11 protein-coding genes, 1 rRNA gene and 1 riboswitch are annotated in these 11,133 nt (G+C 69.5%); of the genes, 1 reads left to right on the top strand and 11 read right to left on the bottom strand.

The window, feature by feature from the left end:
• Positions 1-154: 154 nt before the first annotated feature.
• Positions 155-250: riboswitch (glycine riboswitch) on the bottom strand.
• A 114-nt stretch (positions 251-364) separates the two neighbouring features.
• Positions 365-739: a PRC-barrel domain-containing protein gene (locus tag ACIA6T_RS33510; protein ID WP_385058156.1), complete on the top strand. Its 375-nt coding sequence runs from the start codon at positions 365-367 to the stop codon at positions 737-739.
• A gap of 10 nt (positions 740-749) precedes the next feature.
• On the opposite strand, the gene ACIA6T_RS33505 is transcribed toward ACIA6T_RS33510, so the two are convergent.
• The 11 genes from ACIA6T_RS33505 to rrf all read right to left on the bottom strand — a co-directional run.
• Positions 750-2,141, bottom strand: coding sequence for a DNA polymerase IV (locus tag ACIA6T_RS33505; RefSeq protein WP_399450284.1), 1,392 nt, complete (start codon positions 2,139-2,141; stop codon positions 750-752).
• 59 nt (positions 2,142-2,200) lie between these two features.
• Positions 2,201-2,884, bottom strand: coding sequence for a MerR family transcriptional regulator (locus ACIA6T_RS33500; RefSeq protein WP_107486114.1), 684 nt, complete (start codon positions 2,882-2,884; stop codon positions 2,201-2,203).
• Positions 2,885-3,078: 194 nt separating this feature from the next.
• On the bottom strand, positions 3,079-3,552 hold the full coding sequence (locus ACIA6T_RS33495) for a bifunctional nuclease family protein (protein WP_030833746.1): 474 nt from the start codon (positions 3,550-3,552) through the stop codon (positions 3,079-3,081).
• An 84-nt stretch (positions 3,553-3,636) separates the two neighbouring features.
• Positions 3,637-4,377 (bottom strand): MerR family transcriptional regulator, encoded by a 741-nt coding sequence (locus ACIA6T_RS33490; RefSeq protein WP_399450283.1) that lies wholly within the window; start codon positions 4,375-4,377, stop codon positions 3,637-3,639.
• 37 nt (positions 4,378-4,414) lie between these two features.
• Positions 4,415-5,347, bottom strand: coding sequence for an FHA domain-containing protein (locus ACIA6T_RS33485; RefSeq protein ID WP_399450282.1), 933 nt, complete (start codon positions 5,345-5,347; stop codon positions 4,415-4,417).
• 61 nt (positions 5,348-5,408) lie between these two features.
• Complete coding sequence (locus ACIA6T_RS33480; protein ID WP_399450281.1) at positions 5,409-6,344, bottom strand: DUF881 domain-containing protein; 936 nt, start codon at positions 6,342-6,344, stop codon at positions 5,409-5,411.
• A gap of 5 nt (positions 6,345-6,349) precedes the next feature.
• A complete protein-coding gene (locus tag ACIA6T_RS33475) occupies positions 6,350-6,682 on the bottom strand; it encodes a small basic family protein (protein ID WP_003988855.1) in 333 nt (110 codons plus the stop codon).
• Complete coding sequence (locus ACIA6T_RS33470) at positions 6,679-7,572, bottom strand: DUF881 domain-containing protein (protein WP_399450280.1); 894 nt, start codon at positions 7,570-7,572, stop codon at positions 6,679-6,681. Before ACIA6T_RS33470 ends, ACIA6T_RS33475 begins: the two co-directional genes overlap by 4 nt.
• Positions 7,573-7,699: 127 nt before the next feature.
• Positions 7,700-10,195, bottom strand: a complete 2,496-nt coding sequence (locus tag ACIA6T_RS33465; RefSeq protein WP_399450279.1) for a sugar phosphate nucleotidyltransferase — start codon at positions 10,193-10,195, stop codon at positions 7,700-7,702.
• A gap of 115 nt (positions 10,196-10,310) precedes the next feature.
• The gene (locus ACIA6T_RS33460; RefSeq protein WP_073934564.1) at positions 10,311-10,919 is read right to left on the bottom strand and encodes a CDP-alcohol phosphatidyltransferase family protein; all 609 of its coding nucleotides are present in this window, start codon (positions 10,917-10,919) and stop codon (positions 10,311-10,313) included.
• A gap of 109 nt (positions 10,920-11,028) precedes the next feature.
• Positions 11,029-11,133: ribosomal RNA gene (gene rrf, locus ACIA6T_RS33455) — 5S ribosomal RNA — on the bottom strand; the annotation flags it as partial.

The raw sequence follows: 11,133 nt of genomic DNA, 5'->3' as shown, positions 1-11,133 counted from the left end.
ACGACCTTCGAGGGGCACCACGGCGCGGGTGCCCCGACGGCCTCCCCCTCTGTCATCTCAACCTGAGAGCTTCACCGGACGGCCCGAAGGCGCCCGGCTTTCACCGTCGGTGAGAGCGGAAGCCGTCGACACCCGCCCTGCTTTCCAGAGTGACCTCGTCCGTGCGGTACGTGTGCCTGAGAGATTCCGGGGAGGATTTGCTCCTTCGGCGCCTCCGATGGTGTCCGGAGGGCTCTCCCGCACGGGGTCAGCAGCCGTTTGCCAGCGTACCAGCGAGCACCACACCAGAACGTTCGAGTGGCCGTCCAGCCGATTGTGCCGTTCTGTAGTGCTTACGGATGAGTTTGCGACCAGTGGAGGGCCTGTGCAGACCGACATCGATCCGCGCCACCTGATCGGCCGCAAGGCGTTCGACCGCAACGGAACCCGGATCGGCACCATCGACGAGATCTACCTCGACGACGCCACCGGCGTACCGGAGTGGGCGGCGATACGCACCGGCCTGTTCAGCAGGGACGCCTTCGTCCCCCTGGAACCCAGCGACCTCGTCGACGGCGCCCTCCACGTGCCCTTCGAACGCGCCCTCATCAAGGACGCCCCCGACTTCGGCGTGGGCCGCCACCTCTCCCCCGAACAGGAACTCCAGCTCTACCACCACTACGGCCTGGACCTCGCCGCTCCCCCTCCCCTCCCGGACCGCGACTTCGGCAAACTCGCCGGGAACGACAAGCCGGCCTGATCCGCCCCGCTCACCGGCTCTCCGCCCGCGTCCCTCCGCCGGCCCCCGCGCCCTCGTCCTGCCCGGTTCTTCGGGACACCAGCGGCAGCGGTTCCGCCGGTTGCAGGGCCGGGTCGTCGACGCGGAAGGTCTTCACCCGGCCCGGCCCGGAACCGGGTGTCTCGAAGCGCGCCGTGACCCGGCCCAGCCCGCTGCCCTGCACCCATCCGTGCCCGTACACGGCGTGCCGTACGTCGTGCCCCGCCGGCCAGCGCCGCTCGGCGGGCGTCTCCGGCTCCGGCGCGGGCGCGGCCTCGGCCTCCTCGTGCGGGAAGTCGTCGGCGGGGACGCCCGCCGCCTGCGCGAACAGGTCCTCCTGCGTGTAGTCGGCCAGCCCGCTGACCCCGACGCCCAGCAGCCGCACCCCGCCCGTCGTGTCGACCGGGTCCAGCAGCCGCGCGGCCGCCTCCCGCACCACCGCAGGATCGTCCGTGGGGCCCCGTAGCGTCTCGGACCGGGTGAGGGTCGAGAAGTCGTACCGGCGCACCTTCAGCACGATGGTCCGTCCCGACAGGCCCGCCTCCCGCAGCCTGCGCACGCACCGGTCCGCGAGCCGCCGCACCTCCGTCCCGACCCGCACCCGGTCGTGGATGTCCACGTCGTACGTGTCCTCGACCGAGACCGACTTGGTCTCCCGCTCGGCCACCACGGGCCGCTCGTCCCGGGCCAGCGCCATCGCGTACAGCGCGTGACCGTGGGCCTTTCCCAGCAGCCGTACGAGCTCGTCCTCCCCGGCCTCGGCGAGCTCGTCGACCGTGTGGATCCCCGCCCGCCGCAGATGATCACCGGTCGCCGGTCCGACGCCCGGCAGGGTGCGGACCGGCAGCGGCCCCAGCAGGGCCCGCTCCGTGCCCGGCTCGATCAGCACCAGTCCGTCCGGCTTCGCCTGCTCCGAGGCGATCTTCGCCAGCATCTTGGAGGCCGCGAGCCCCACCGACCCGGTGAGTCCCGTGACCGCCCGTATGTCCGCGCGCAGCTTCGCCCCGGCCAGTCGTGCCGACCTCTCGTCCCAGGCCGTGCCGCCGGCCTCCAGGTCCACGAACGCCTCGTCCAGGCTGAGCGGCTCCACCAGCGGTGACAGGGCCCGCAGCAACCCCATCACCTGGTCGCTGACCGACCGGTAGAGAGCGAACCTCGGCACCAGGTACGCGGCGTTCGGCGCGCGTCGCCGGGCCTGTGCCATGGGCATCGCCGAGTGGACGCCGAAGACCCGTGCCTCGTACGAGGCGGTGGCCACCACGCCCCGCGGCCCGAGCCCGCCCACGACGACCGCCTTCCCGCGCAGGCTCGGCTTGGACGCCTGCTCCACCGAGGCGAAGAAGGCGTCCATGTCGAGGTGCAGGATCGTGGGCGCGGATCTCACGTCTCCGATGCTGCCCTACGCCACTGACAACGGCCGCTCCCGGGCGGCCCCGGACGGTCTCAGACCGCCTTGTTCCGCCGCCGCGCCAGCTCGTCCATCGGGTTGTGGCCGACCAGGGTCTCCCCGGTGTCGACGCGCTCCCCGTGCAGCTGGGACAGCGCGCTCTCCACGTCCCGCCACACCACGCCCACGGCGATGCCGAAGACGCCCTGGCCGCCCTGGAGCAGGGCGTGCACCTCGTCGGGCGAGGTGCACTCGTAGACCGTGGCCCCGTCGCTCATCAGCGTCATGCGCTCCAGGTCGCTGAAGCCGCGCTCACGCAGATGCCGGACCGCGGTGCGGATGTTCTGCAGGGAGACGCCCGTGTCCAGGAACCGCTTGACGATCTTCAGCACGACGACGTCGCGGAAGCTGTACAGCCGCTGCGTGCCCGATCCGTGGGCCGGCCGCACGCTCGGTTCGACCAGGCCCGTACGGGCCCAGTAGTCGAGCTGCCGGTAGGTGATGCCGGCGGCGGCGCAGGCCGTGGGCCCCCGGTAGCCGATCTGCTCGGACGCCATGGATGTCGCCCCTCCGCTGCTCGGCACAGCCGTCGGTCGCTGCGGAGCCTGGTCGATCGCGCCGCCGTGCACGGGATGCCCCCCGCTCGGACGGAGCCGGGAGCTCTGGGGAGGGTACGGCCCGCTCGCCCCGAAACCGCGTCCGGGGGCACCCCCAGCCGTACCGTCGCCGCTGCTTCTCACGCCGACCTCCGTCCTTGACCTGCCTCCTCGAAGGTAGGCAGTCACCAAGGGTGCGTCAACGATCGCCACACTCGGCACGCCGAGTGATAATCACCCTAAGAGTGGTTTCCCGTACCTCGTCGCGGGGAAAGGCTAGCCGAATGTCCTCGGCGCGAGCCCCGGCGACCGACCGGGCCGACCGCCTCCGACCGCCCTCACTGGTTGCTGCTTCCGAAGTCCTCCGGCGAGATCTGGTCGAGGAACTCGCGGAACTTCTCCACCTCGTCCTCCTGCTCGTCCGGGATGGCGATCCCGGCGTCGTCGAGCACCGTGTCACTGCCGTAGATCGGCGTACCCGTGCGCAGGGCCAGCGCTATGGCGTCGGAGGGGCGGGCGCTCACCTCGACACCGCTGGCGAACACCAGCTCCGCGTAGAAGACGCCTTCGCGCAGATCGGTGATGCGTACTTCCGTGAGCTCCTGTCCGACGGCTTCCAGCACGTCCTTGAACAGGTCGTGGGTCAGCGGCCGTGCGGGGGCCATGCCCTGCTGGGCGAAGGCGATGGCCGTCGCCTCCCCCGGTCCGATCCAGATGGGGAGGTAGCGGTCGCCGCCCACTTCACGCAACAGCACGATCGGTTGGTTGGAGGGCATCTCGACCCGGACACCTACGACATCGAGCTCGTTCACACAGCAACCCTAGGCCGTGCCCGGGACGTTTGGGTAGTCGGGCAGGGAACGGGTGGCCGATCCGGGCCCCCGCGCCGCTCCGTCTCAGGGCAGCCGTATCCCGAGCGCCGCCTGCACCAGCGCCGCGTGCAGCTTCACCGTGAGCCCCGCCAGCTCCTTCGTACGCGCCTGCGCGTGGGCCCTGGTCTGCGGGTTCCGGTGGCGCTTCAGCGGGGCCACCACCTGGTCCACCAGACCGGCCTCACGGTCGGCGGCGGCCTTCATCGCCCTCAGATGACGCGGCTCGATCCCGAACCGCCCCAGCTCGGTGATGAGCCCGGCGACGGTGACCGACTCGGCGTCGTACATGCCGTCCTCGACCGGGGCGAGCAGCCCGTACGACTCCCACTCGGTGAGCGTCCGCTCGTCGATACCGGCCGCCGCCAGCAGCCGGCCGCGCCCGATACGCGCCGCCGTGGACCCCTCGGCGGGGGGCTCCTGAGCGGTGTCCCCGTCCCCCGGACGGCCCAGCACCGGCAGCTGGACAGCCTCGCCGCGCTCCATGGCGTCGAGGTGCTCACGGATCACCTTGAGCGGCAGGTAGTGATCGCGCTGCATGCGCAGTACATGGCCGAGGCGCTCGACGTCCCCGGCACTGAACTTGCGGTACCCCGACGGGGTCCGCTGCGGCTCGATCAGCCCCTCCGACTCCAGGAAGCGGATCTTGGAGATGGTGACCTCGGGGAACTCCTCGCGCAGCACGCTCAGCACCGTGCCGATGCTCATCAGTCCGGTGCCCGCGGCGGCGGCGCCGTCACCGGCACCGCCGCTCGGTGTCTGAACCATGAACCTTCCCTGGGGTCCCCGGACGGATCCGGGGAGGTCAGTAGCCCCGCTGGCTTGCGTAGAAGACCAGCCGGTACTTGCCGATCTGCACCTCGTCGCCGTTGGACAGGGCGACCTGGTCGATCCGCTCCCGGTTGACGTACGTGCCGTTCAGGCTGCCCACGTCGGCCACCGTGAAGGAGCCGTCCGGGCCGCGCCGGAACTCCACGTGCCGACGGGAGACCGTCACGTCGTCCAGGAAGATGTCGCTCTGCGGGTGACGCCCGGCCGTGGTCAGGTCGCCGTCCAGCAGGAAGCGGCTGCCCGAGTTCGGCCCGCGGCGCACGACCAGGAGCGCGGAACCCATCGGCAGCGCGTCGACGGCCGCCTGCGCCTCGGGAGAGAGCATCGGCGACGGCGTCTGGCCGGTGGCCTCCGCGTCGTAGGCCTCGAGACCGGAGATCGAGATCGTGGACGTCGTCTCCGAGGGGCGCTCCGGGGTGACTCCGGGCCTCAGCGGCGCGCCGCAGTTGGAGCAGAAGCGGCTGTTCTCCGCGTTGCGGTTGCCGCACCTCGTACACACCAGGGCCGACATGGACGGATCCTCCTGCCGCGGCTGCCCCCCGGGGGCATGGGACGCGTACGGGTCGGAGAACCCTCCACCCGTACCTGAGGTCGACGGTTGCCCGAAACCTATGCCGCCCGACTGTGCGGGGTCAACGGACGGCGCGCCCTGACCCACCTGGTCCCGGTACAGCGGACGCTGACCTTCCGCCTCAGGCTGTGCGCGATGACGAGCGGTCGCGTTGTCGCTGCCCTCTCGCCGCGCACTCTTGCCGAACAACTTCGCAAACAACTTCACGGGCGATTCCCCTTGACCGAAACAGACCCGCCCGTGGGGCAGGACGAACCCTGACTGAACACATTGGCCGACCCGGACATCTTCACAACGTCCGCCTCCGCCAGACAGTTTCCACCACGCACCACCCATTCGGTGCGCCGACCCCCCGCAACCTCATGCCCTCGCCGGACGCCCCGCATGCACCCCCGGTTCACTGGGAGGACGACCGAGCGTAGTCAGGCCGCTTCACCACCCGCAAGGCATCCACGACGATCTTGGTCGACCGCTCCACGGTAACGGTGGCCTGTTCCTTTTCGAGAGTCTGCACCACGCCTCCGGGGATGTTGAGCGCCGGCTCGAGGTCCTGCGGCTTGCCGATGACCTTGAAACGATAGGGCGTGGTGATCTTGTTCCCGTCCACGCCGACACCGTTCCCGGAATCCGTCAGATAGGTGCCCGCCACCACCCGCACGTCGTTCACCTGGATCGCCTCGGCACCGGCCGCGCGCAGCTCCTGGATGGCGTCGAGCAGCATGTCCGCCTCGACCGTCCCCTTCGTGTCCTCGATGGTCATCGTGATCCCGGGCCCCTGCGCGGCCACGGTGCCCGCCAGCACGCCGAGCTGTCGTTCCTTCTCGATCGTCTGCTTACGGGCCTCCTCGGCCTGGTCGGAGCTGTTCTCCAGCTCGTCGCGCTGCTTCTCGAGTCCCTGCTTCTCGTCCTCTAGACGCTCTGTGCGGTCGTCTAGTTCATCGAGGATGCGCACAAGATCTTCCTGACGTGCCCCACGCAGCGCGCTGTCACTGTCGCTGTTCGACGCCACCTGGACTGCCAGGCCGAACCCGAGGCCGAACAGCAGCAGGGCGACGATGAGTTGGGCCCGGGTCACCCGCGGCGGCCACAGCCCCTTCACCAGCCGCTGCCGGCCGGTCAGACCGGGTGAGGGCTTCGGAACGTCCCCCTCCGCGGGTGCGGGCGCCCTCGTGGGCGCGGGCGCCCTCGTGGGCGCGGGCGTCCTCGTGGGCGCCCCGGCGGGCACCTCCGCCGGCAGTTCCCTGCGCAGGCCGGCCGCGGGCGAGGCGTCCGGAGCGGGCCTCGGCGGGGACACCGCCGGGCGCGTCGTCTCGTTGTGCTCGTGCTCACTCATCGGCCTCACGCCCGGAACACATGCCGGCGGATCGCCGCGGCGTTGGAGAAGATGCGGATGCCGAGGACCACCACGACGCCCGTCGACAGCTGGGCCCCCACGCCGAGCTTGTCGCCGAGGAACACGATCAGGGCGGCGACGACGACGTTCGACAGGAACGACACCACGAAGACCTTGTCGTCGAAGATGCCGTCGAGCATGGCCCTCAGTCCTCCGAACACGGCGTCGAGCGCCGCGACCACGGCGATCGGCAGGTAAGGCTCGACGACCGCCGGAACCTCGGGCCGGACCAACAGTCCGGCCACGACTCCCACGACGAGGCCCAGTACGGCGATCACGATGTGCCCTTCTCGGTTATCGGCTGTGCGGTACGTACGATCACACTCGGTGCGACGGGCAGCCGGACGTCGTCCTCCACGGAGAGGGCCGTCCGGATCCCGTAGTTCTCCTGCAGGGCATGCAGATACAGCCCGTCAGCGCTGTTCTGGAACCGGTCGCTCAGCTCCCCGCCGTCCCCCACCGCGAGCACCGTGTACGGCGGCACCAGCGGCCTGTTGTCGACCAGTATCGCGTCTCCCGCGGCCCTGATCGCCGACAGGGCGGTCAACCGCTGCCCGTTGATGGAGACGGCCTCGGCGCCGGACTCCCACAGACCGTTGACCACCCGCTGCATGTCGCGGTCACGGACCCGTCCGGTGTCGGAGAAGCCGGAGGTCGACCGCGGACCGTCGCCGCCGCCCCCGCTCGCGTCCTTGGCGTCGTTCACCACGAGCCGCACGCCGGGCCCGTGCACCGCGACGGCGCCGGACAGGATGCCCACCAGCGCGGACCGGTCGCCTCCGCTGTCCCGGAGCGCCTCGCGCTGCCGCGCACTCACGTCCGCGCGCAGTTCGTCGACATCGTCCTCGAGCTTGTCCGCGGCCTCGGTCTCCTGGTCGATCCGGTCGATGAGCTCTTCGCGCTCCTTGGCGACGACGGGAGCCGCGACCCGGGCCTGCGCGGCCCCGACGGTCACGATCAGGGCGGCGAACACCAGGCCGACGGCGAGCCCCAGCTTCGCCCTGAGGGTCTTCGGCATGCCGCCCTCGCCGACGGTCTTCCTCCGCGCGGCGGCCTCGGCGTATCCGTCGTCGAGGCTGTGGTCCATGACGTTGGTGAGCAACGACATGGAGGCGTCCGGGCGCGCGGGCCGCGCGGGTGTGCTCCGAACGGGGGGTTGCTGCGGCATGCCGCACATCGTCGCACGCCGTGACCACTACCTCCGAACGGACCTACCGGCGTGCCGGACAGGCCCCGTTGGGGACACTTGTCCGGCACGCACGCGTACCGCTCGTTCTATCGCCGGCGTCGGCCGCTCACCGGCCCGCGCTGTCCACGACCGCGGACCACTCGTCGAGCAGGGCCTGCGCGGAGGCGTCGTCGGGGCCTTCGGCCCACAGATGGGTGACCGCCTCGGCCGGGTCGGGCAGCACCATCACCCAGCGGCCGTCGGTCTCCACCACCCGCACGCCGTCGGTGGTGTCCACGAACCGGTCTCCGGCCGCCTCCACGACCCGCCGCATCACCAGGCCCTTGACGGCCCACGGGGTCGCCAGGTCCCGCTTGAGCACATGCGCCCGCGGGATGCGTGCGTCGATCTGGCTGAGCGTGAGCTGGGTGCGCGCCACCAGCCCGATGAGCCGCACGAAGGCCGCGGTGCCGTCGTAGACACTGCTGAACTCCGGGACGATGAAGCCGCCCTTGCCGTCACCGCCGAAGATCGTCCCTTCCTCGCCGCCCACGCGCGTGAGGTCGTCGGGCGAGGTGGTCGTCCACTCGACCTGCGTACCGTGGTAGGCCGCGACCTGCTCGGCGATCCTGGTGGTGGTCACCGGGAGCGCCACCCGGCCGCTGCGCCGCTCGGAGGCGATGAGGTCGAGCATCACGAGGAGCGACCGGTCGTCCTCGATGATCCGCCCCTTCTCGTCGACGAGGGACAGCCGCTCACCGACGGGGTCGAACCGTACGCCGAAGGCGGCACCGGAGGACGCCACGATCTCCCCGAGCCGGACCAGCCCCGAGCGCCGCATGTCGGCCGTCTCGGTCGGCCTGGACTCGTCGAGACCGGGGTTGATGGTCAGCGAGTCGACGCCCAGCTTGCCGAGCAGGCTCGGCAGCACCAGGCCGGCACTGCCGTTGGAGGCGTCGACGACCACCTTGAGCCCGGACTCCGCGATGCCGGTGATGTCGACGTTGCGCAGCAGCGAGCCCGTGTACGAGTCGAAGACGCTGGCCGGGAAGTGCAGGTCCCCGATCTCCCCGGGGAACGCGCGTCGGTACTCCTGCCGCGCGAACACCCGGTCCAGCTTCCGCTGGCTGCCCTGGGAGAGGTCAGCGCCCTGTCCGTCGAGGAACATGATGTCGACGGAGTCCGGCACACCGGGTGTGGTCCGGATCATGATGCCGCCCGCGCTGCCCCGCGCGGTCTGCTGCCGCGCCACGGGCAGCGGCACGTTCTCCAGGTCCCGTACGTCGATGGCGCTGGCCTGCAGCGCGGAGATGACCGCCCGCTTCAGCGCACGGGCACCACGGGAGTGGTCCCGGGCCGTGGTGACGGTCGAGCCCTTCTTCAGCGTCGTCGCGTACGCGCCGGCCAGCCGCACCGCGAGTTCCGGTGTGATCTCGACATTCAGGATCCCGGACACGCCCCGGGCCCCGAAGAGATGCGCCTGCCCTCTGGACTCCCAGATCACCGAGGTGTTGACGAACGCGCCCGCCTCGATGGTCTTGAACGGGTAGACCCGCACATTGCCCTGGACGATCGATTCCTCACCGATCAGGCACTCGTCACCGATGACGGCGCCGTCCTCGATCCGTGCCGCGCGCATGATGTCGGTGTTCTTGCCGACGACACAGCCCCGCAGATTGCTGTGCGGTCCGACGTACACGTTGTCGTGGACGACGGCCTTGTGCAGGAAGGCGCCGCTCTTCACGACGACGTTGGATCCCACGACCGTGTGTTCGCGGATCTCCGCACCGGCCTCGACCTTGGCGTAGTCGCCGATGTAGAGGGGCCCGCGCAGCACGGCGTCGGGGTGGACTTCGGCTCCCTCGGCGACCCAGACACCCGGAGAGATCTCGAAGCCGTCGATGTCGACGTCGACCTTGCCCTCCAGGACGTCGGCCTGCGCCTTCCCATAGCTCTCGTGCGTGCCGACGTCCTCCCAGTAGCCCTCGGCGACATAGCCGTAGACGGGCTTGCCTTCCTTCATCAGCTGCGGGAAGACGTCACCGGACCAGTCGACGGGCACATCGGGTTCGACGTAGTCGAAGACCTCGGGCTCCATGACGTAGATGCCGGTGTTCACCGTGTCGGAGAAGACCTGCCCCCAGGTCGGCTTCTCGAGGAAGCGCTCGACCTTGCCTTCCTCGTCCACGATGGTGATGCCGAATTCCAGCGGATTGGGGACGCGGGTCAGGCAGACCGTGACCAGGGCGCCCTTTTCCTTGTGGAAATTGATCAGATCGGTGAGGTCGAAGTCGGTGAGGGCATCGCCGGAGATGACGAGGAAAGCGTCGTCCTTCAGCGCCTCCTCGGCGTTCTTCACGCTCCCGGCGGTACCGAGTGGCTTCTCCTCATTGGCATAGGTGAGCTCCATTCCGAGCTCTTCGCCATCACCGAAGTAGTTCTTGACGAGCGACGCAAGGAACTGGACGGTCACAACGGTTTCGTTGAGCCCATGCTTCTTGAGCAACCGCAGAACATGCTCCATGATCGGCCTATTGGCCACCGGCAGGAGCGGCTTGGGCATGCTTGAGGTCATGGGGCGAAGGCGGGTGCCTTCACCCCCGGCCATCACGACGGCCTTCATGTCGGAAGCGTCCTCCTCTAAGAGACGACGGTCCAGCCGACTTCACCCACCAGGATTGTCTCGCACTTTTCCACTGCGAGCCATCGCACCACCCTGTGCGCGCCAATCAGCGAGCTCAATCGGCCACAGCGTCCGCACGAACCAGGCGGCGGACTTGGACCACGTAGAGCACTCCTGCCCACCAATACAGAGTTGTACCCCATCCGGCGAACGCCCAGCCGAAAATAGCAGCGAGTGACGAGATCCAGCCAGTTCCGTCACTGAGCAGGAGCAGCGGGAAGGCATACATGAGGTTGAAGGTGGCGGCCTTCCCCAGGAAGTTCACCTGTGGCGGCGGATAGCCGTGCCGCCGGAGGATGCCCACCATGACCAGGAGGACCAGCTCACGCGCCAGCAGAACGGCGGTCAGCCAGAGCGGCAGGATCTCGCGCCAGGTGAGGCCGACCAGCGTCGAAAGGATGTAGAGCCGGTCGGCGGCGGGGTCGAGCAGCCGGCCGAGGCTGCTGATCTGGTTCCACCGTCGCGCCAGCTTGCCGTCCAGGTAGTCGCTGACGCCGCTGAAAGCCAGCACCAGGAGGGCCCAGCCGTCGCTCTTCGGGCCGCCGAACTCCGGCCTGAGGATCAGCCACAGGAACAGCGGTACGCCGACGAGCCGCGCCATGCTGAGCATGTTCGGGATGGTGAGGACGCGGTCTGTCTGGACCCGCGTCTCCTGGACCTCCACCCGGGATCCTCCTGTGGGAAACGTGTCGATGATGCTCCCCGACCTTACCTCAACGCAAAAAAGCTCTGGCTCTTGGGCTGTACGCCCAAGAGCCAGAGCTATAAAATGAGTTCGGCGGTGTCCTACTCTCCCACAGGGTCCCCCCTGCAGTACCATCGGCGCTGTAAGGCTTAGCTTCCGGGTTCGGAATGTAACCGGGCGTTTCCCCTACGCT

Origin of the sequence: Streptomyces sp. NPDC051740, from assembly GCF_044453165.1 — a bacterium.
In the GTDB taxonomy this organism is placed as follows: Bacteria; Actinomycetota; Actinomycetes; order Streptomycetales; family Streptomycetaceae; genus Streptomyces; species Streptomyces atrovirens.
Note: the sequence above shows the minus strand (reverse complement) of the source record. Positions and strands in the feature narration are given on the sequence as shown.